Annotated in this window: 22 protein-coding genes; 15 read left to right on the top strand and 7 right to left on the bottom strand. The window is 46.6% G+C overall.

Annotated elements, in window-relative coordinates; genetic code table 11:
- The first annotated feature begins 45 nt into the window (after positions 1–45).
- The 4 genes from atpG (at position 46) to EJV45_RS12305 (ending at position 3,308) form a co-directional block, all read left to right on the top strand.
- Complete coding sequence (atpG, locus tag EJV45_RS12290) at positions 46–927, top strand: ATP synthase F1 subunit gamma (protein WP_129715986.1); 882 nt, start codon at positions 46–48, stop codon at positions 925–927.
- A gap of 92 nt (positions 928–1,019) precedes the next feature.
- Positions 1,020–1,805 carry a 5'-nucleotidase, lipoprotein e(P4) family gene (locus EJV45_RS12295; RefSeq protein WP_129715987.1) on the top strand — a complete coding sequence of 262 codons (786 nt, stop codon included), beginning with the start codon at positions 1,020–1,022 and terminating at the stop codon, positions 1,803–1,805.
- A gap of 62 nt (positions 1,806–1,867) precedes the next feature.
- Positions 1,868–2,083, top strand: coding sequence for a hypothetical protein (locus tag EJV45_RS12300; RefSeq protein WP_129715988.1), 216 nt, complete (start codon positions 1,868–1,870; stop codon positions 2,081–2,083).
- Between the two features lie 364 nt (positions 2,084–2,447).
- The gene (locus EJV45_RS12305) at positions 2,448–3,308 is read left to right on the top strand and encodes a hypothetical protein (RefSeq protein ID WP_165305053.1); all 861 of its coding nucleotides are present in this window, start codon (positions 2,448–2,450) and stop codon (positions 3,306–3,308) included.
- Between the two features lie 4 nt (positions 3,309–3,312).
- On the opposite strand, the gene ruvC is transcribed toward EJV45_RS12305, so the two are convergent.
- The gene (ruvC, locus tag EJV45_RS12310; RefSeq protein WP_129715990.1) at positions 3,313–3,879 is read right to left on the bottom strand and encodes a crossover junction endodeoxyribonuclease RuvC; all 567 of its coding nucleotides are present in this window, start codon (positions 3,877–3,879) and stop codon (positions 3,313–3,315) included.
- A gap of 20 nt (positions 3,880–3,899) precedes the next feature.
- Here ruvC and EJV45_RS12315 point away from each other — a divergent pair, with 20 nt between their 5' ends.
- The 7 genes from EJV45_RS12315 (at position 3,900) to EJV45_RS12345 (ending at position 11,034) form a co-directional block, all read left to right on the top strand.
- Positions 3,900–4,901 carry a hypothetical protein gene (locus EJV45_RS12315; RefSeq protein WP_240755276.1) on the top strand — a complete coding sequence of 334 codons (1,002 nt, stop codon included), beginning with the start codon at positions 3,900–3,902 and terminating at the stop codon, positions 4,899–4,901.
- Positions 4,879–6,012, top strand: coding sequence for a glycosyltransferase (locus EJV45_RS12320; RefSeq protein WP_129715992.1), 1,134 nt, complete (start codon positions 4,879–4,881; stop codon positions 6,010–6,012). The genes EJV45_RS12315 and EJV45_RS12320 overlap by 23 nt, the downstream gene beginning before the upstream one ends.
- Positions 6,009–7,127: an ABC transporter permease gene (locus tag EJV45_RS12325; RefSeq protein ID WP_129715993.1), complete on the top strand. Its 1,119-nt coding sequence runs from the start codon at positions 6,009–6,011 to the stop codon at positions 7,125–7,127. Before EJV45_RS12320 ends, EJV45_RS12325 begins: the two co-directional genes overlap by 4 nt.
- Before the next feature lie 187 nt (positions 7,128–7,314).
- A complete protein-coding gene (locus EJV45_RS12330) occupies positions 7,315–7,926 on the top strand; it encodes a ribonuclease HII (RefSeq protein WP_129715994.1) in 612 nt (203 codons plus the stop codon).
- Positions 7,927–7,944: 18 nt separating this feature from the next.
- Positions 7,945–9,147, top strand: coding sequence for a glycosyltransferase (locus tag EJV45_RS12335; protein WP_129715995.1), 1,203 nt, complete (start codon positions 7,945–7,947; stop codon positions 9,145–9,147).
- Positions 9,148–9,227: 80 nt separating this feature from the next.
- A complete protein-coding gene (gene gcvT / locus EJV45_RS12340) occupies positions 9,228–10,307 on the top strand; it encodes a glycine cleavage system aminomethyltransferase GcvT (protein WP_129715996.1) in 1,080 nt (359 codons plus the stop codon).
- Position 10,308: 1 nt separating this feature from the next.
- Positions 10,309–11,034: a 2-phosphosulfolactate phosphatase gene (locus tag EJV45_RS12345; protein ID WP_129715997.1), complete on the top strand. Its 726-nt coding sequence runs from the start codon at positions 10,309–10,311 to the stop codon at positions 11,032–11,034.
- Here the strand turns inward: EJV45_RS12345 and EJV45_RS12350 are convergent.
- Positions 11,031–11,843, bottom strand: a complete 813-nt coding sequence (locus EJV45_RS12350) for a patatin-like phospholipase family protein (protein WP_129715998.1) — start codon at positions 11,841–11,843, stop codon at positions 11,031–11,033. The two genes, EJV45_RS12345 and EJV45_RS12350, sit on opposite strands and share 4 nt — an antisense overlap.
- Before the next feature lie 136 nt (positions 11,844–11,979).
- On the opposite strand from EJV45_RS12350, the gene EJV45_RS12355 reads away from it, so the two are divergent.
- From EJV45_RS12355 to EJV45_RS12365, 3 genes are all read left to right on the top strand, one after another.
- Positions 11,980–12,654, top strand: coding sequence for a porin family protein (locus EJV45_RS12355; RefSeq protein ID WP_129715999.1), 675 nt, complete (start codon positions 11,980–11,982; stop codon positions 12,652–12,654).
- A gap of 18 nt (positions 12,655–12,672) precedes the next feature.
- Positions 12,673–14,313 (top strand): NAD+ synthase, encoded by a 1,641-nt coding sequence (locus EJV45_RS12360; protein WP_129716000.1) that lies wholly within the window; start codon positions 12,673–12,675, stop codon positions 14,311–14,313.
- An 81-nt stretch (positions 14,314–14,394) separates the two neighbouring features.
- Positions 14,395–15,075: a response regulator transcription factor gene (locus tag EJV45_RS12365; protein WP_129716001.1), complete on the top strand. Its 681-nt coding sequence runs from the start codon at positions 14,395–14,397 to the stop codon at positions 15,073–15,075.
- A 31-nt stretch (positions 15,076–15,106) separates the two neighbouring features.
- Here EJV45_RS12365 and EJV45_RS12370 read toward each other — a convergent pair whose 3' ends face one another.
- From EJV45_RS12370 to rsmI, 4 genes are all read right to left on the bottom strand, one after another.
- Positions 15,107–15,520 (bottom strand): OsmC family protein, encoded by a 414-nt coding sequence (locus EJV45_RS12370; protein WP_129716002.1) that lies wholly within the window; start codon positions 15,518–15,520, stop codon positions 15,107–15,109.
- 305 nt (positions 15,521–15,825) lie between these two features.
- On the bottom strand, positions 15,826–17,448 hold the full coding sequence (gene lnt, locus EJV45_RS12375; protein WP_129716003.1) for an apolipoprotein N-acyltransferase: 1,623 nt from the start codon (positions 17,446–17,448) through the stop codon (positions 15,826–15,828).
- Between the two features lie 12 nt (positions 17,449–17,460).
- A complete protein-coding gene (locus EJV45_RS12380; protein WP_129716004.1) occupies positions 17,461–18,105 on the bottom strand; it encodes a PH domain-containing protein in 645 nt (214 codons plus the stop codon).
- 115 nt (positions 18,106–18,220) lie between these two features.
- Positions 18,221–18,934, bottom strand: a complete 714-nt coding sequence (gene rsmI / locus EJV45_RS12385; RefSeq protein ID WP_129716005.1) for a 16S rRNA (cytidine(1402)-2'-O)-methyltransferase — start codon at positions 18,932–18,934, stop codon at positions 18,221–18,223.
- Positions 18,935–19,015: 81 nt separating this feature from the next.
- On the opposite strand from rsmI, the gene serS reads away from it, so the two are divergent.
- On the top strand, positions 19,016–20,287 hold the full coding sequence (gene serS, locus EJV45_RS12390; RefSeq protein WP_129716006.1) for a serine--tRNA ligase: 1,272 nt from the start codon (positions 19,016–19,018) through the stop codon (positions 20,285–20,287).
- A 106-nt stretch (positions 20,288–20,393) separates the two neighbouring features.
- On the opposite strand, the gene EJV45_RS12395 is transcribed toward serS, so the two are convergent.
- Entirely contained in the window at positions 20,394–20,708 is a 315-nt protein-coding gene (locus EJV45_RS12395; protein WP_129716007.1) for a hypothetical protein, read from the bottom strand.
- Positions 20,709–20,824 lie beyond the last annotated feature (116 nt).

A 20,824-nucleotide genomic window follows, 5' to 3' on the forward strand; every position in this document is an offset into this window, starting at 1 on the left:
TGGCAACAGGCTTCCGTTCTGACTCACATCTCACATCAATAAAGAATGGCAAACTTAAAAGAAGTAAGAAACCGAATTGCATCGGTACAGTCGACACAGCAAATCACCAAAGCCATGAAAATGGTTTCGGCCGCCAAGCTGAAACGCGCTACCAATGCCATCACTGCCTTGCGGCCTTACGCCACCAAGCTCAAGGAAATTCTTGGTAATCTTTCTGCAAGCCTGGAAGGCTCACACTCTCCTTTTATCCAGCAGCGTGAACCGAACAAGGTGCTCATCGTTACGATATCATCTAACCGGGGTCTTGCAGGGGCATTCAATATGAATGTAATCAAAGCCGCAAACAACCTGATCGCGACCACCTACAGCCAGCAGTATAAAAATGGTAATGTAAGTATCGTGGCTATCGGTAAAAAGGTTCAGGATTTCTACGAGAAGCGTAAGTACACCGTAATCGGTAACAACAATGAGGTTTATTCTGATCTTACTTTTGAGAATGTAACCAAAGTTACTGAGGCGATTATGCAGGGTTTCGTTAAAGGTGATTACGACAGGGTTGAGCTGGTTTATAACCGGTTTAAAAATGCTGCTGTTCAGTTTATCACCACCGAACAACTTCTTCCATTGCCCAGAACTGAATCTGCTGAAGAAGTAAAGACATCAAAGGTCGATTACATTCTTGAGCCCTCACAGGAAGAGATTGTTGAGCAGTTGATTCCAAAGTCGATAAAAATTCAGCTTTACAAAGCGGTGCTCGACTCGCATGCTTCTGAACATGGCGCGCGCATGACATCGATGGATAAAGCGACCGACAACGCCGGCGAACTTCTTAAGTCGCTCAAATTGTCATATAACCAAGCCCGTCAGGCGGCTATTACAACCGAGCTTACAGAGATTGTAAGCGGAGCGGCGGCGCTGAATGGCTAAAAAAATTGTATCTTTTTTCAAAGCCCTGCAGAACTGCAGGGCTTTCTTTTTTTGAGGACAGCTTGCCCTCCGAATTTTACTATTTTTACAATATGGCTCATAAACCGTTCTGGCTATCATGTCTGTTATTGATCTTAAGTGTGAACCTGGTTCATGCGCAGAACCGGCAGTCTGCCGCAGGCGACTATACGACAGCAGTTCTCTGGCAGCAACACTCGGGCGAGTACCGTGCATTATGTTTTCAGGCCTATAATTTTGCCCGCGTTTCGCTGAAGCAAGCACTCAAAAAGCGCGACCGGAGCAAGCCAAACTGCATCGTTGTTGACATAGACGAAACTGTTCTTGACAATTCTGCCTTTCAGGGACATGAAATCAGGAAAGGGATAAGTTTCGCACAGGCAGACTGGACAGAATGGGGTAATCTGGCCAGGGCCGACACAGTCCCCGGCGCACTTTCTTTTCTGAAATTTGCCGCACGTAAGAAGATCGAGATATTTTATATCACCAACCGTGAACAGCCGGAGTATGCGGGAACGCTGAAAAACCTGCAGCGCTTTGGTTTTCCAAATGCTGACCCGGCACATCTGCTTGTGAAAGGGGGCACCTCAGACAAAGAACCGCGGCGCCAGGATGTTGCAGGGAGGTATAACATCCTGCTTCTTTGCGGCGATAACCTCAGTGATTTTTCCAATATTTTCTACCGCGAGAACCGCAATACCCGTGAGGAGGTCGACCATGCGCGTGAACTGTTTGGAAAGCGCTTTATTGTTGTTCCAAATCCGATGTATGGCGACTGGGAGAAACCGCTTTATCCGGCTGGCAGCCTTTCAGAGGAGGAACGCAGCGATAAACGCTTTGAAAATTTGAAATCTTATTAAAAAGGCCTTCAGTTTCACCTGAATAAATCTTATTTTTGCCGCTGAACATTGAATATTGCATTATGGAACAACCCGTTAGACACAATACACAGAGCATGCAGAAGGCAAACCAGCCGGGCATTTATTCAACAATTATTGTCGGCGTTCTTATCGCCATGGTAGGTACCTACCTACGTTTCGCATTTGATTCTTTTATGCTTTCACTTGTGTCCTGGATCATCCTCTTTGTAGGCGCTATTGTTTCTATTGCTGGTGTATTCAAGATCTTAAAAGCTTAGAACTGGTCACAGCTAACTATATTATACCAAAGCCTGTCAATAACTGACAGGCTTTTCTTTTGAATCAAAGACCGAAGCTCAACCTTACCTGTAATCATTCTGTTACATTCAGGTTTTCCAGGTTACCAATACCGGCTTTTGGTATTAAGGGTAAATACCTCGCCAGTTAGAAAAACAATGGCAACGAATTGACCTTCAAGGGTTAACGTTCCGTTGTCTGGCTTATTAATAATCAATTTTTAACGATATGCCAAATTTTTTCCGGACTGCAGCCGGAGTGGGATTGGTATGTCCGGTAAACTAAAAAATGAACCACTTCGGCAGAACTGCTCTGAAAAGCAACTGCCTGATAAACAAAAAAGTCATGAAAAGAAATGCATATCTCGTAGTCCTGATTCCACTGATCTGGGCCTGCAGCAGCGACAAAAAAATTGAAAGCGCATCGCTCGCAGAAATGGGTGCTGATACCGTACTGTCTGCCACAGACACGGCTGCCGAATTGAAAGTTATACGTACAGCTGATCTTCGGATGCGCGTTGGCAATGCCCTTCAAACAAAACAGGCCGTAGTAGCAGAACTGCAAAGGCAGGGCGGTCTAACGATAGAGAGTGAACTTAATAGGGTTCAGGTTTCAAATGAACGGATGCGGCAGTCGGCAGATTCCCTGATGGAAGTAAGTTCATTCTACTATGAAGGGAGAATGAAAGTGAGCGTTCCGGCCCCTAACCTGGACGAGTTCTTAAACCATGTGCAGGGGATGGCGGTATATATTGAGCAGGAATCAATGAAACGCGATGATCAGCAACTCACCTACCTGGAAAACAGCCTCACGGCGGCAAACAGAAAAGTGCTTCTTGACATGACGGCAAAAAAGAAACTGAGCAGACAAAGTGATGTTTACAGCGCAGCCCTGATGAGCGATGACTATGTGAAGCGAAAGATAGATAACATGAAAATAGATCAGCAGGTGCGATTTAGTACCGTTGTACTTGCCTTCTATGAGAGCAATTCGATTAGCCGCGTAACGGTAGCGAACGATAATCTGGCAAATTTCCGTCCGCCTTTTTTCTCCCGTTTATGGCTCAATATGGCGTCAGGCTGGATAATGTTTAAAGAGTTGCTGCTCTTGCTGGCACACCTGTGGATGCTGCCTGTTCTCGGACTGATCACTTACATCGTGCTTAAGCGTGTTAGAAAAACTACAGTTAAAACGGCTGGCAGCTAAACGACTATTTTAACCGGGATTTATTGTCTCTGACAAAGCCTGACCAGCCGGCATAAGATTTTGAACTACTGCTGCTGGTTGGCGTACGCTGGAATGCATGACACAAGGCGACCGCGAGACCATCGGTGGCATCGAGAAATTCAGGCGTTTCCTTGAAATTGAGCAGGCGCTGCAGCATGGCTGCAACCTGCTCTTTCGTTGCATTTCCGTTCCCGGTAATCGATTGTTTGATTTTTCTCGGCGCATATTCGAACACGGGAATATCCCGGCTGAGAGCCGCTGCCATCGCAATGCCCTGAGCACGACCCAGCTTTAACAGCACCTGTATGTTTTTGCCATAGAAGGGAGCTTCTATGGCGAGCACATCGGGGTGATAAGCATCGATCAAACCGACAGTTTTTTCAAAGATCAGCCTGAGTTTAGAGAAATGGTCATTAAGGTGGTCAAGCTTTACAATGCCTAAGCTCTGCAAGGTGTTTTTACTGCCGTTTTCGCAAATAACTCCATAACCCATCACCGACGTTCCCGGGTCGATACCCAGAATGACCCGTTCCTTTTTTTCAATCGACATTAGGACAATAATAAGCATATTTGCACAGACTAACCCGATTAAAATTGACCGCAGGCCGTAAAAAAGTACTATCTCTTGTCATCAAAGCGGTAATCGTCTTTCTGACATTCTGGTTTATTTACCTGAAAATTTCCGAAAATGCGAATCTGAAAAACTTCGCTGTACTGGTGAGCAGTTTTTCATCAACGAAGATTTGGTTTGCCGGGTTCGTTATCGTTGGCCTGATGCTGCTGAACTGGTTGCTGGAAGCGCTTAAATGGCGACGTTTGGTTAGACATATCGAAAGAATTACGTTGTGGCGATCTGTCGAGTCGGTTTTTTGCGGTCTGTCGCTGGCCATCTTTACGCCCAACCGGCTGGGGGAGTATGGGGGGCGGGTGTTTTTTCTTTCGCCAAAGCGCCGGATTATCGGCGTGGTGGCTATGGCGGTAGGCAACATTGGCCAGCTTGTGCTGACGAACGTTTTTGGCGCACTGGCAGCGTGCCTGTTTGTTTTTCGTTATGTCCCCATGGATCCCGTCTTCAGTTATGCGCTGCTGATTCTCAGTATTGCGTTTTCGGGGTTTTTTGTACTATTCTACTTTAATATTCGCTGGCTGAACGGATTGTTATTGTCCATCCGGTTTACACGCAAATACAAAAAATTTTACAAGGTGCTGGGCAGGTATCGCAAAAGTGAACTGCTAAAAATCCTGCTGTATTGTCTGGCGCGATACGCGGTTTTCAGCAGCCAGTACTTTCTTCTGTTTTCGTGGCTCATTCCGGGCCTGAATAGTACAGACATCATCATGATGATCTGTCTGTTGTTTTTCGTCCAGTCAACGCTGCCCTCGCTCGATCTGTTCGATGTTGGCGTGCGAAGCCTCACCGCTTCATATTTCTTTGGCTTTATAACGGATCAGGAGGTGGCGGTTATAGCCTGCACGGCCAGCATCTGGCTCGTAAATATTATTTTTCCTGCTATCTTAGGCACTTATTTCGTTTTTAAACTCAATTTCTTTGGAAATTCCCGTCGTACTTAGCTTCATATCTGCTTTTCTGGCTGTATTATATGTTGTGCTGGTGCTTGCATTTATCAGAGGCTGGCACAGACTCAAAGTATCCTCTGTCGAAGCCTCTTCCGGGAATGTCTCGGTATCTGTCATTGTGGCTGCCCGTAATGAAGAAACAAATATCGCCCTGACCATAGATGACCTACTGGCCCAGGACTACAACGGGCCGTATGAAATTATCATTATCGATGATCACTCAACCGATCGTACTGCCGAGATTGTAATGGGTTATGCTGCGAGTGGCGTTAAACTCATCAGGTTAAACGAAGACCGCGCATTAAACAGTTACAAGAAAAAAGCGATCCAGACGGCCATTGGCGCGTCAGCAAGCCAGGTAATTGTTACAACAGATGCAGACTGCCGCATGGGCACGCGCTGGCTTAGCGCTATCGTCGGGTTCTACGAATCTTCGGGGTGTAAAATGATTTCTTCGCCTGTCGCTTATCATCAGGAGAAAAACTGGTTTGAAACTGCTCAGTCTCTGGAGTTTCTTTATCTGATCGGATTAGGTGCTTCAACCATAGGTAACAACAAGCCATCAACATGCAACGGTGCAAATCTTACTTATGAGCGCGCCGCCTTCCATGAGGTAGGAGGTTTTAAGGGTATAGATGATCTGGCCTCCGGCGATGATGAACTGCTGCTGCATAAAATGGCACAGCGTTATCCCGGTAAAATCGGCTTTCTGAAAAGCCTTGATGCCGTCGTTTATACAACAGCAAAAGAAACGCTTGGTGAATTTATTCAGCAGCGAAAGCGCTGGGCATCTAAAAGTACCCGGTACAAGGATAAGTCGATCATTGCACTCGGGGTTTGCATCTGGTTGTTTAACCTAAGTATTCTCCTGAACGCCGTAACAGGAATTTTTCTGCCTTTCTTTTTTAAGGTGGCGATAAGCCAGTTTCTGGCTAAGTTTTTTATCGAAGCCTGTTTCCTTTGGGACGTTACCGCATTTATGAAGCGGAAAAGATTAATGCTCATGTTGCCACTGCTCAATGTTTTACATATTTTGTACATGGTTTATATTGGAATAGCCGGTAACAGCGGAAAATATAACTGGAAAGACAGAATGGTAAAATGAGCAGCCCGTCACAAAAGATCTGGAAAAAGTTCAGGCAAAACAAACTCGCCATGGCAGGTATGGTCTTTATCGGGCTGTTGACTTTGATGGGTTTGGCTGGTTACCTGATTATGCCCGACCAGACGCCCATGGCGAACACCATGCATCTGCAGATCAGTACGAAGAAGCCTGGCCGAAGTTTTCTTTTTTTGAAAACCTCCAGGGTTAACGGTGTGGAGAGGCTCGGACTGTTTGAACGCATGCTTTTTGGTCAGCCTGCCGATTATAAAAGCATTCCAATTTCCGGTTACCGTTTGTCGGGCGACAGCGTGTATGTACGCCCCTATATCGGTGATGAGGAACGGGCAGAAGAGCAATCCATTGCATGGAAGCATCTTTGTCCAAACTGTAACAGCACTGATGAGATTGTTGCTGCACACATCTACAAGCGTACCTTTTACCTTGGTACCGATATTTATGGACGTGATCTTTTGAGCAGGCTGATTCTTGGAATCCGTGTATCGTTATCGGTTGGCCTGATGGCGGTGCTGATCTCCGTATTTATCGGAGTTGGCCTCGGCGCCCTGGCCGGATACTGGGGCGGGAGGGTCGATGCATCTATCAGCTGGCTGATGAATGTGATCTGGTCACTGCCTTCATTATTGCTGGTAATAGCTATATCGTTTGCGTTAGGCAAAGGTTTCTGGCAGATTTTCATTGCTGTCGGGCTCTCCACATGGGTAGACGTGGCGCGGCTGGTACGAGGACAGGTGATCGCCCTTAAGGAGGTTGAGTTCGTAGAGGCGGCGCGCGCGCTGGGTTTCGGCCACAGCCGGATCATAGTAAGACACATTTTGCCGAACATAGCAGGTCCGGTACTGGTTGTGGCATCATCAAATTTCGCTGCAGCCATTTTATTGGAAACCGGACTTAGTTTTCTTGGGTTCGGCGCCCAGCCGCCGATGCCGAGTTGGGGAAGCATGATTAAGGAACATTATGGTTACATTATCATGGATGCGGCTTACCTCGCCATATTGCCCGGCCTGGCAATCATGCTTACGGTGTATGCATTCAACGTTCTGGCGATCGGCCTGCGCGATGCGTTTGATGTAAAGGCCCCCGGCGCTTCTGTTTAAGACAGAGCTCGACTCCTGCAAAGTTGGTAACTTTCGTAAAGTTACCAACTTTAAGTTAAATTTTAAGCATAAATAGGCAAAAAAAGTTCGATTTGTGACACGCTTCTTGCCAGACAGCCTCTAAGCTTTTTGCAAGTTCCTTCCCTACCCCCTTGCCTCTTTTTTTCAGATGTTTTACCTTTGTTGTATGCTGATCAACTGCTACCAGGAAGAATTTATTGAGGCGGGACTGGACGAGGCGGGTCGTGGTTGTCTGGCCGGACCAGTTTTCGCTGCAGCGGTTATCCTGCCGCGCGATTTTCATCTTGACGGACTTGATGATTCGAAAAAACTTAATCATGAACAGCGCGATGCCTTACGCCCGCTAATCGAGGAGAGAGCACTCGCATGGGCCGTTGCCTCTGTCGACAACGAGGAAATTGACCGCATCAACATTCTGAATGCTTCTTTCCTGGCCATGCACCGCGCGCTTGATGCATTGCATATGAAACCCGGCTTTCTGGCCATTGATGGAAACCGGTTCAAAAAATACGGTGAAGTACCGCATTGCTGTGTAATAAAAGGTGATGGTAAATACTTGAACATCGCGGCAGCTTCTATTCTTGCCAAAACCCATCGGGATGCTTATATGGAACAGCTTGACTGCGAATTTCCGCACTTTCAGTGGAAGCAGAACAAGGGATACCCGACTATCTATCATCGGGAGGCCGTATTGAGCAATGGGCACTCTCCTTACCATAGAAAGACTTTCCGTATTACAGATCCGCAACTGGAACTGTTTTCTGTAAGCGCTCAATAATTCGTATTTTCAGGGCTTGTGAAAGTACTTCTGTTAAGCTACCGGATTCCGTTTCCGCCAAACAGCGGTTACCCGATTGTTGTCTATAATACAATCAAGGGATTGCTTAGCCTCGATGCTGAAGTCACGCTGTTTAGTCTAAATCCGCGGAAGACCTGGGTTGAGGCTGAAGATATCTATGATCCCGTCTTTTCCCGTATCAGTTTCCATTCCCTGACCATCGATACCGATGTAAACGTCTGGGGTGCTTTTATGAATATCTTTACCAACGAGTCTTACAATGTATCCAGGTTTTTCCAGGAAGAAGCAGTTAAGATGCTGGAAGGCATCCTGCGGGAGCAGGAATTTGATGTAATTCAATTCGAGGGCTTATTTGTTGTGCCTTACCTGGACATTGTCAAACAGAACAGCAAAGCGCGGCTTATTTACCGGGCACACAACATAGAGTCAGCCATATGGGAGCGGCTTGCCCTTTCAGAAAAGTTCGCGCCAAGGCGCCGTTATCTTGAGTTCCTGGCCAGCAGGTTGAAACAGTATGAAACCGATCAGATCAATCGCTTCGACCGCATCTTTGCTATCAGCGAACCCGATCGCCTGAGCATTGTTAAGTTTGGCTGCAAAAATCCGATCGATGTTTTTCCCGTCGCGGTCGACCTTGAGCGCTATCGCTGTGATCTCAGTAAGACAAGTTTTCCTACCCTGTTTCATTTAGGGGCTATGGACTGGCGACCCAATAAGGAAGGGCTTGAGTGGTTTCTTGACGAGGTGTGGCCGGATATCGAAGCATTGAATAAAGACCTGAGATTTTACATCGCCGGCAAGAACATGCAAAAGCAGTTTTTTGAGTATGATTCAGAAAACCTGATTGTTGAAGGCGAGATCTTCGATGCGGTCGAATTCATGAACTCCAAGTCTATTATGATAGCCCCTTTGTTGTCAGGAAGCGGCATGCGCGTAAAAATCATTGAGGGAATGGCTATGCGCCGCTGCATCATTGCTACCTCTTATGCCGCAGAAGGAATCGACTGCCGCCACGGACACAACATCCTCATCGCGAACACGCCCGATGAGTTTTACCGATCGATTCTCAAATGCATCGTCAGCCCGAAGATCTGGAGGGAAATCGGTGAAAATGCGCGGCGAACCATTGAACGTGATCATGAGATGTACGCTTCTGCCAAAAGAATGTTTGAGGTCTATACAGAGCTGACTAATCTGTAATTTTTGCTACTTTTGGCAATTCAAAACTAGCTTTTATTCGGAAACCCTGAACCTGCGGGTTGCGACGACAAACACAACGCATGAAAAATACTTCACTTACCGATAAACACATCTCTCTTGGCGCAAAGATGGTTCCCTTTGCCGGCTTCAATATGCCTGTTCAATATGAAGGCATCAACGTTGAACACGCCGCAGTGCGTAATGCCGTTGGCGTTTTTGACATTAGTCACATGGGGGAGTTTATTCTGAAAGGTGAGGGCGCCCTTGACCTGATTCAATGGATTACAAGTAACGACGCATCAAAACTGTATCCAGGAAAAGTCCAATATTCCTGTCTGCCTAACACCACAGGAGGTATTGTGGATGACCTCGTTATTTATTGTATAGATGAAAAAACGTATCTGCTGGTTGTAAATGCGTCAAACATTGAAAAAGACTGGAACTGGATCAGCCAGTTTAATACCGAAGGCGTTGAAATGACTGATATATCAGACAAAACCTCCCTGCTGGCCGTGCAGGGGCCGCGTGCCGCTGATGCACTGCAGGGGCTTACTGATATAGACCTCGGATCTATGGAATATTACAGCTTCAAGAAGGGTAAGTTTGCTGGTTTTGATAACGTTTTGATATCTGCAACCGGCTACACAGGTGCCGGTGGTTTTGAGATCTATTTTGATAATGACAAGGCTGATGCCATCTGGGACGCCATTTTTGAAGCAGGTCAGCCATATAACATTAAACCCATAGGTCTGGGTGCCCGGGATACGCTGCGTCTGGAAATGGGATTCTGCCTTTATGGAAACGACATTGATGATAACACGTCACCGCTTGAGGCGGGTCTGGGCTGGATTACCAAGTTCACCAAGCCTTTTACCAACTCAAAGGCGCTTCAGGCACAAAAAGAAGCCGGTGTTCCCCGTAAACTTGTGGGCTTCGAAATGATCGACAGAGGCATTCCGCGTCATGATTATCCAATTGTCGATGCAGCCGGAGCAACCATAGGCAGGGTAACCTCCGGTACACAGTCGCCGTCACTTCAGAAAGCCATTGGGCTTGGTTACGTAGATAAGGCATTCAGTAAGGAAGGTTCTGAGATCTACATCTCTATACGCGGAAACAACATCCGCGCTAAAGTGGTCAAACTTCCATTTTATAAATAGTATGCAGCGCAAAATTGAGGTTTGTCTCACACCGGCACTGCTGCATCTCTATAATATCGAGCGGCACATCGTTGTCGTTATTGATATCCTCCGCGCTACGTCGTCTATCACCTACGGTATCGAAAATGGCGCTGAAGCAATCATCCCCGTATCTCAGGTAGAAGAATGCCTGGCATATAAAGACCACGGGTATCTCCTGGCAGCGGAACGCAATGGAGAAGTGGTTGAAGGGTACGATTTTGGAAATTCGCCTTTTTCGTATACCGCTGAAAAGGTTTCGGGCAAAACTGTTGTGCTGACAACAACAAATGGAACGAAGGCGCTTCATCTTGCCAATAAAGATGAAAATATAGTGGTAATCGGTTCGTTTCTCAACCTCACGTCGCTTTGCATCTGGCTGGAAGCTCAGAACCGTGATGTGCTGCTGCTCTGTGCAGGTTGGAAAGACCAGTTTAATCTTGAGGACACCCTTTTCGCGGGGGCGGTTGTAAACAGGCTTCGCAAAGGCTTTTCTCAGTTTGATGATGCCGGCGTTGCAGCAGAAGACCTGTTCCTGCTTGCAAAAGATGATCTAAGGGCGTACCTGCATAAATCTTCTCACAGTCACAGGCTCGCTGAACTCAATATTGAGGACGATGTTCAGTTCTGCCTGCAGACCGACGTATGTACAGCAATTCCGGTGCTCAATGGTAATCGCCTTGTCAGGCTTGCAGAACAGAAAGACTAGCCGGCAGGCAGAGAGCCGGACACTTTTTGCGATTGGATATTGTTTTCAACCAACGTACGCAGACTCTCGTTTGAACGAATGGTTTTCAACGCTTCTTCGTAAGCTAAATAATAGATAGTTTCTGCCTTTGCCATATCGAATGTGCTGATTTCACCCATTCCTTTTGGCTCAATCAGAATATTACAGAAGGCGGCCTTTTGTTCCATGTCTTTGTTAATCGACATAACACCCGCACGTCCCATCAGACCTGCAATGTTGGTAATCTTATCCACCGGACGCAGATGATTGCAGGAGGAGCCTATAATGTATTCACAGTTATCCAGAAGCGGTTCCACAGGAAAATTATTCAGAATACCGCCATCAACGTACATCTGGTTATTGATCATGATCGGTTTAAATATTCCCGGTATACAACTGCTGGCCTGGATACTGCGAATAAGAGGTCCTTTATCAAAATAAACGAGCCGGCCTTCGCTGAAGTTCACTGCGGCGATAGTTAACGGAATTTTCAGTTTTTCGATCAGGTCATCCGGGAAGAATCTCTTCAGAAGGTATGAAGTACGCTCAATGTTAATCAAGCCGAGCGAACCTACCGCCGGCCGCAGAAACCGAAGCAGCTTGGTTTTTATAAAAATGTCCAGGCCTTCTTTCGGGTCAATGCCGGCAGCGAAGAAGGCACCTGCTATTGAACCGGCGCTCGTGCCGCTGATGTGACTGAATTTGATGCCCAGGTTTGAAAAAGCTTTCAGAACACCCAGATGTGCAATGCCTCTGATGCCGCCTCCTGATAATACGATTCCTATCTTCATAGTTTGCTGTTAGTGATTCAGACGCTTCCGCAGTACCTTACATTCAAAGCGAAAGCGGGCTCTAAAACGATTTGAAAACCCCGGGAAATAGATAGATTTGAGAAGTTTTACGTTATCCCTAAACAAATATAAAGAGATGAAGAGAATAGCAACGGTCATACTGATCTTATTTTTCGCAAACAATGTGCATGCTCAGCTGGTTCCACAAGGAAATTATGGTTTCAGACTTGGTCTGACCGCTCACCCTACTTTCGGCTGGATCAAAGGAGACAGGGTTAAGGGTAATGGTCTCGGTCTGGGCTTTTCTTACGGTCTTATGGGCGACTTCAACTTTGCTGAGAATTACAGTTTTGCCACCGGCCTTACGGTTACAACCATCAATGGCAAAAGCACTGAATTAGATGTGATGCCCTACGATGAAAGCAGCCCGGGCAAAGCAGATGCGTACGACCTGAAATACCGCACACAATACCTGGAAGTCCCGCTTACCCTGAAGCTGAAGACATCCAAAGTCGGGCTGTTGCGCTGGTACGGTCAGTTTGGTCTCTCAAATGGTATACGCTTGAGCGCCAGGCAGGATGCTGCGAGATCGCCGGGAGGCTACATTACCGACGGACTGAACATTAACTCGAACACTGCTATTTACCGGGCCGGCCTTATTATTGGCGGAGGTGCAGAATATGATCTTGACAGAAACGCCAGCTTCACCGCCGGACTGACGCTGAATAACGGATTCACAGACATTACCACAGACCGGAACAGGAATGTTCGAAACCATTATGTTTCTTTGAACTTAGGTATATTTTTTTAGCAGCTACAACAACAGAACATGAAAATCGCGCTTGCACAACTTAATTATCACATCGGAAATTTCGAAGCGAATACAGAGAAAATGATTGCCTGTTTGCAGGCTTCACGCGAAAAAGGAGCAGACCTGGTAGTTTTTGCGGAACTGGCGATATGTGGTTACCCGCCCCGCGATTTTCTCGAGTCAAATGCCTTTATCGATCTATGTGAGCGTGCGGCAACAGAAGTTGCTTCGCACTGCCAGGATATTGCCTGCATTATTGGTTTGCCCGTGCGTAATGAATTGCCAGACGGTAAAGATCTTTTTAATGCGGCATGGTTTATAGAGAAAGGCCAGATCAAAGCCATAGTAAGAAAGGCTCTTTTGCCAACATATGATGTATTTGATGAATACCGGTATTTTGAACCGGCAAGCAGTTTTACCTGTGTAGAGTTTATGGGTAAAAAGATTGCCCTTACTATTTGCGAAGACCTTTGGAATATTGACGATAATCCGCTGTATATCCATAACCCGATGGATGATCTTATCAAAGAGCAGCCCGATGTGATGATCAACATTGCAGCATCGCCGTTCTCATATACACACGATGATGAGCGTATCAAGGTCCTTTCTTCCAACGCGAAAAAATACAAGCTGCCTTTGTTTTATGTGAATCAGGTAGGCGCCCAGACCGAAATCATTTTTGATGGAGGCTCGCTGGTCTTTGATGAAGAAGGCGCTTTGAAGGCGGAAATGAAATATTTTACAGAAGATGTGCAGGTGTTTGACCTGGCAGAGGTGCAAAACGTCCGGAATAAATATCCTGCTCAGGAGCGGGCATCAGACATAGAGCAAATTCACGATGCCCTGCTGCTTGGAATTGGCGATTATTTTCGTAAATCAGGCTTCAGCAAAGCAGTACTGGGGCTTTCCGGTGGTATAGATTCTGCTATCGTCTGTGCGCTGGCCTGCAGGGCGCTTGGTCCCGAGAACGTGATGGCCGTCCTGATGCCATCGAAATACAGTACAGACCATTCGCTTAAAGATGCGTTGGATCTGGTCGAAGCCATTGGCTGTAAACATGAAATTGTGCCTATAAAAGATGCGGCAGAGGCTTTTGATAACATGATGCGCCCTGTGTTCAAAGATCTTCCTTTTAACATTACAGAAGAAAATATACAGGCAAGATGCCGTGGTATTGTCCTCATGGCCATGTCGAATAAATTTGGTTACATATTATTAAACACTTCAAATAAAAGTGAATGTGCAGTAGGCTATGGTACGCTTTATGGCGATATGTGTGGCGCCCTTGCCGTAATCGGTGATGTATACAAATCGCAGATATTTGAACTTGCGAAATATATTAATAAGGATAGGGAGATTATTCCGGTTAATACAATCGTCAAACCTCCATCTGCAGAGCTGCGTCCCGATCAGAAAGACAGCGATTCTCTGCCAGACTATGGCACCCTTGACCAGATCCTGTTCCAACACATCGAACTTAAAAAGAGTGCAGCCGAAATCATTGACCAGGGCTTCGATCCCGAGGTTGTAACCAAAACGCTCAGGCTGGTCAATCTGGCAGAGTTCAAACGTTACCAAACGCCTCCGATTTTGAGGGTGTCGCCAAAAGCTTTCGGAATGGGACGACGCATGCCTATTGTCGGCAAGTACATGTCCTGAAACAGCCACCATGGTTGGCGCATGGGGCAGCGTTGTCTCCAACGTCGCCTCTTTTTTAATAATTTAACGCCTCAAGCAAACATGACTGATCACAAGTTTTTAGCATTGATAGATGCGATACTGAAAAAACATATTCCAACTTTCGAATCCATGCCCGGAACCGTAATTGTCCATGAATTACGTTCCTGGCATGTTGTGTACATGACGGAGAACGGACGAAATCAGCTTGGCATTACGCTGGACGAACTTCGTGCTATGGACAACGAGGAATATCACCGGCGTTATTTCAATCCGGATGACGCGGCAGACTATGTTCCCAAACTGGCGGCATTCATTGCTGAAAATAATGCCGATGACTCGATCACTTACTTCCAGCAGGTTAGAACGACTGCGGAGGGAAAATGGAACTGGCACATGGCGGCGACGCGAATACTTGCCCGCGATGATAAAGGTCTGCCTCTTTTATGTGTAACAACCGCTGCACCAATAGATGCCATGCACCACATGTCGGCAAAGGCCGAGCGCTTGCTTGAAGAAAATAATTTCCTACGGCAAAACCTTCCTGCCTTCAGCAGGCTTGGCAAGCGGGAAAAAGAAATTTTGCGCTTAATGGCAAGGGGAAAAAGCTCAAATGAAATTGCTGAACAACTTTTTATCTCGTCAGCTACGGTTGATACACACCGAAGGAACATTCGCACCAAACTTGGCGTAAACACGCATTTTGAACTTTCTCAATATGCGAGAGCGTTTGATCTGATTTAAACAAGAAACCCGGCAGGGCCGGGTCTCTTAGTTATTCTGCAAGTGTAGCATCAACAGTAATAGTTGTGTTCAGCAGTTTGCTGATGGGGCAGTTTTTTTCAGCGTCAGCAACGACTTCGTCGAATTTTTCTTTAGAGATACCCGGAACCGTAGCATTTAATGTAAGATGCGATTCTACAATAGCGCCATTTTCAAATTTGATCTCGCATTTGGTTTCAAGTTTGTCTGCCGTAAAGCCCGCTTCGTCGATATTGAACGAAAGTTTCATGGTGAAACATCCTGCATGCGCTGCCGCAATCAGTTCTTCCGGGTTGGTGCCAACGCCATCTTCAAAACGTGAATTGAAAGAATACTGCGTGTCAGTCAGGACGGTGCTTTGGCTGCTGAGCGTTCCTTTTCCGGATTTGCCGGATCCTTGCCATACGGCGGTTGCGTGTCTTTTCATTGATTTTAAAGTTTTGCCCGCGGTGAGGGCATGGTTTATAAATAATAGGTATTTAAGTGCTTATCTTTCGTTTAAAAGTAATGATAATTTCCATTCTGAGAATTGGAGGGTACTTTTTTATTTGGTCATCAATATAGACCGGAATCTTCATCGGCAGAAAGTTTAATGCGCCTTGCGTTAACCATAGTCAAAATCAACCTGAAAACAGATTGCCGTGAATGGGTTCAGCTGCACATTGTATGAGTAATGTGTTTATTTTATTTGATAAGTTTTAATCTGTGCACACCGGAGTAACCTTGTTTCACTTACCTACGCTGCTTCCGGTTTTTCCATTTATAAATAGGAATAGCGAAGGCCAGCGCGATACCAGCGAGACTTAACAGCTTCGCTATTATATCGCCCGATCTCACGTACAGCGTCAGGTTATCATTCAGCAAAATATCAGATTTGATGGCGGTGCTCGTCCACCAGGCGGTTTCTTTCACGATATCTCCTCGCTGGTTAATGAAACAAGAAATGCCCGTATTGGCAGAGCGGGCAACATCGCGGCGTGTTTCGATGGCACGCAGTTTTGCATACAACATGTGCTGGTCTTTGCCAGAGGTATTTCCCCACCACCCATCATTCGTAATGATTGCAATAAACTGCGCCCCGTTTTTAACCGACGTGCCGATCCAGTCTCCCCAAAGGCTTTCATAACAAATCACCGGTGCTGAGCCGATACCGCTTTGTGTATAAAAGACGCCGGGTTCATTTTGCCATCCCCAACCGCCAACAGTACCGCCCAGTTGTGCAAACACGCCATCAAGAAATGAAAATACAGCCGGAAAAGGCATTTTTTCGACTCCGGGTACCAGTTTTGATTTGTGATAGAATTGAACATTAGGCGAGTTTTCTACCTGCATTGCTGCATTGAAATTGTCCCGGAAAGTGCCATGATTTGGATCGAAATAAGCTGAAGCAGTTTTTTTTGTGTCATAATGGGTATTACTCTCTATCCCTGTAATCAGCGATCCATTGCGATACTTGCTAAGAAAGGATTGCACCTGTAAAAACTCTGAATTGGTTCTGATCGTGCCTTCGTCTGCGTAGTTCGGAATAGCAGTCTCCGGCCAGATGAAGAACTCAGTATTCGGCTGTCCGAGAGAATCAGATAAGCGCGTTAGAAGATAGACCTGTTGAGATGGTGGTATAGCGCCAAGTTTTTGGTACGGGTCAACATTAGGCTGAACAACGACAACATTTGAAGGCGTACCTTTACCTTCGAAGCTTGTATACCGCCATATGGAAAAACCGGCAGGTATCAGGACCCAGGCAGCCAGGCAAATCCATAGCGGCCGCCGGCCGGGCACTCCGGCAGGTGTTTGCAGGGCCTCGAACAGCAGGATGTTGGCAAGCAATATCCAGAGCGATCCACCATAAACACCGGTAAATTCATACCACTGTGCAAGCTGATGGGTAGCGGCCAGGCCATTACCAAGCGTCATCCATGGAAAAGAAAGGTCCCATACCTGCTGAAGATATTCGAGACCGATATAAAAACAGATCAAACCGGCATATGCCACATAGCGGTTTACGTAATGCGATAACTGATGGTATAACCAGAACGCAAAGGTAAGCAGTAAAGGACCCAGGCAGAATGGCACAAGGGAAACGGGCAGCGCAACGATCGGACCATTGTAAGCGCTGATGGCATTATACACCCAATAGATACTTGCGGTGTTCCATAGCAGGAAAGTCAGTCCGGCGTGCAGAAAAACACGCCGGCCCGCTTTGCGCTCGTTACGTTCGCGAATGGCCTTCAGTGCAAAAAGCAACGGCACAAGCGCAAAAAGCAGCAACGCCCCGGTAAACGGAATCGGAGGCCAGCCCAGCCAAAGCAGCAATGCACTGAGCAGTGCAAGCAGGTACGTTTTTTTTGATAACATCCGGACTACTTGTTACAGGCTGTTCAGAATATCTGCCTTTTTTGCATCGTATTCTTCCTGCGTAATCAGGTGCTTGTCAAATAAGGTCTTCAATTTCCTCAACTTCGATGTTGCCTCATCTTCCGGCTCTTCCTGTGCAGGCAGGGTAGCGGGCGCCGGTGGTGTGTAGAGGGGTTCGGGTGCCGGCGCTGGTGTGGGTTCGGGAACAACAGGCGTTACAGTTTCAACTTGCCTTTTTTCTTCAATTTGTTCCAGTCTGGCCCGCTCACGAAGTTGCTCCAGCTGTTCATTCGCAGCCTGGTTAAGCCGGCGCGCCTGAACTTTCGGAATAAATTCAGTGACAATGTTTTCTCCCTGCTGCGGTACACAGATAAATTTCGAGCCGAAAAACTCTTCTTTGAATGAAACCTCTTTTACGTTTTTCCAGGAAATGTCTTTGAAATTCATGGTAAGACCCAGATTGCCGGGCTCACAATAAAAAATACGTTTGTTTGTAATCGCTATGCTATCCGGAAGCAGATTCACTGCAGGCTTCTTCTGAACGGCCAGGTAAAGAATTTCCTCGTTACTGGTTAACAGGTCATTTAGTTTACCAATAACTTTCTCGACCGCCTTCGGGTCTTGTTCATCACTTAAAAATCTATCTATTGAAATCATCGTATGCTAAATTGTTTTCAGGGCATGTACCCGGTTTACAAATTACAAATTCTCTTTTTAATGTATTGTTTTCGGAATGTTGTTTTTTCCCGTTCAGGGAGCAATGGCCATGGAATTATACCTGGTCAGTCGCATCCCGCTGCCTTCCTTTTTGCGGGCTTTTCCCCGCAACGCAGATAACGAACTCGCCTTTCACCACATTATGTTCGAAATGGGTTCGGACTTCTTCGAGTGTGCCACGAACTGTTTCCTCGTACATTTTTGTAAGCTCGCGGCTTACCGAAGCCAGCCTGTCTGATTCAAATGTGGCTTCGAACTCAGCGAGTGTTTTAAGCAGCCTGTGCGGACTTTCATAAAAGATCATTGTGCGGTCTTCTTCAGCCAGTTTTTTCAAGCGCGTTTGCCTCCCTTTCTTCACCGGAAGGAAACCTTCAAAAACAAAGGTATCGGCCGGAAGGCCCGAGTTAACGAGGGCAGGTACAAAAGCAGTCGCCCCAGGAAGACACTCAACCTCTAACCCAGCCTTCAATACCTCGCGAACCAGGTAAAAGCCGGGATCAGAAATAGCGGGTGTCCCGGCATCTGAGATGAGTGCAATTTGCTGTCCTTCTTTGAGAAAACGGACAATCTCTGTACTCGCCTTATGTTCATTGTGCTGGTGATGGGCAAAAACCCTTTTGTCAATACCGAAATGTTTGAGCAGCGGCGCGCTGGTGCGCGTATCTTCAGCCAGGATAAGATCTGCCGCCTTCAGAACATTAATTGCACGGAAGGTCATATCTTCCAGGTTGCCGATCGGGGTGGGAACAAGATACAGTTTACCAGTCATGTGATGTGCGGGCGCCGAGTTTTTCCTGAATGGGCAGGCTTTCTCCCAACTCTTATTATCTTTGCCTAAAAATTTTAAAGAATGCTGCAAGTTAACTATATCCGGGAGAATAAGGAGAAAGTTTTGGAACGTTTAGCGGTCCGCAATTTCAAACAACCAGAACTGATTGACCAGATCATCGCTACTGATGATCAGCGCAGACAGACGCAGGCCTCTCTCGATAAGATCTCAGCCGAGGCCAACGCAGCGGCAAAACAGATTGGTGAACTTATGCGTTCAGGCCGGAAAGAAGAGGCTGAAGCGATAAAGGCTAACACGGCTGGACATAAGGAACAGGTACGCGAACTGGGCGAGCGTATGAGTCAGTTTGAGACTTCATTGCATCAGCTCATTGTACAGGTGCCGAATCTGCCGCATGACCTGGTCAGCAAGGGCAGTACCGCCGAAGAAAATGATGTCGTTCTTGTTCACGGGCAACCTGCAGTACTTGACAACGCAGCCTTGCCCCATTGGGAGCTGGCCGCGAAATATGATATAATAGATTTTGAACTTGGAAACAAAATAACCGGTGCCGGGTTTCCGGTGTATAAAGGAAAAGGTGCCCGTTTGCAGCGTGCATTGATCAACTTTTTTCTTGACCGTGCTGTTGAACACGGTTATAATGAAGTTCAGGTACCTCACCTGGTAAATGAGGCTTCGGGCTTCGGTACAGGTCAGTTGCCAGATAAAGAAGGTCAGATGTATCATGCAGCTGTAGATAATCTCTTCCTCATTCCAACAGCTGAGGTTCCGGTTACCAATCTGTACCGGGATGTCATCCTTAAAGAGGAGTCGTTACCGGTCCGTCATACAGCTTATACGCCATGTTTCCGCCGTGAGGCCGGTTCCTATGGCGCGCACGTTCGCGGATTGAATCGTCTGCATCAATTCGACAAAGTTGAACTTGTTCAGATCAATCACCCCGAAAAATCGTACGAGACACTGGAAGAAATGAATACTTATGTTCAGTCCCTGCTTCAGGATCTCGGCCTTCACTACAGGGTACTCCGCCTGTGCGGCGGCGATATGGGCTTTACATCAGCCATGACTTACGATATGGAGGTTTGGAGCGGAGCTCAGCAGCGCTGGCTTGAAGTTTCGTCAGTTTCCAATTTCGAAACCTATCAGAGTAACAGGCTTAAACTTCGTTTCAAGGGCAAAGAAGGAAAAACACAACTTGCACATACGTTGAATGGCAGTGCGCTGGCGCTTCCGCGGATTGTTGCGGCGATTCTTGAAAACTACCAGACACCTGAGGGAATCAAAGTACCGGAAGCCCTTGTGCGCTACACCGGTTTTGATTTGATTAGTTAGGTCGGCGGCCGAGGCATAAAAAAAGCTTCCGTGGCATCATGCTGCGGAAGCTTTGTTGTTCATAGGCAGATGCGAAGGCATCCGCAGGTGTGTTGAAGGCGGTATCTTACAGAATCAGAATCAACAGCAGGATAATGATGATGATAGCACCTACCGACAGGTAAACACCACCAGACATCGCACGCGCCTGATTCTTCATTTCTTTTAATTCTTTACGAAGCGCTTTACGCTCTTCTTTCGAAAGGTTTGATTTGTCCATTGCCCGGATCTCCTCAACGCGATCGGTAAGTTTTTTCAATTCAGCGCGCTGCTCAGCAGTCAGCTCGGTTGGGTTTTTTGCTTTCTTGTCAGCAGCAGATACATTTCCTACTGATAGTCCGAGGGTAAAAACAAGGATGAGGGTGTAAACGAGTTTTTTCATGTATTCAGGATTTAAAGTGTCTGCAAGGGCTAAACAAAAAACCTACCAAGCTTTGCCGGTAGGTTTTTTGTTTGTAATCTGTACCCGTAAATATTTGATACGCAATGCTGTACGTT

It is taken from the genome of Pedobacter sp. SYP-B3415, assembly GCF_004138205.1.
GTDB lineage: Bacteria > Bacteroidota > Bacteroidia > Sphingobacteriales > Sphingobacteriaceae > Pedobacter.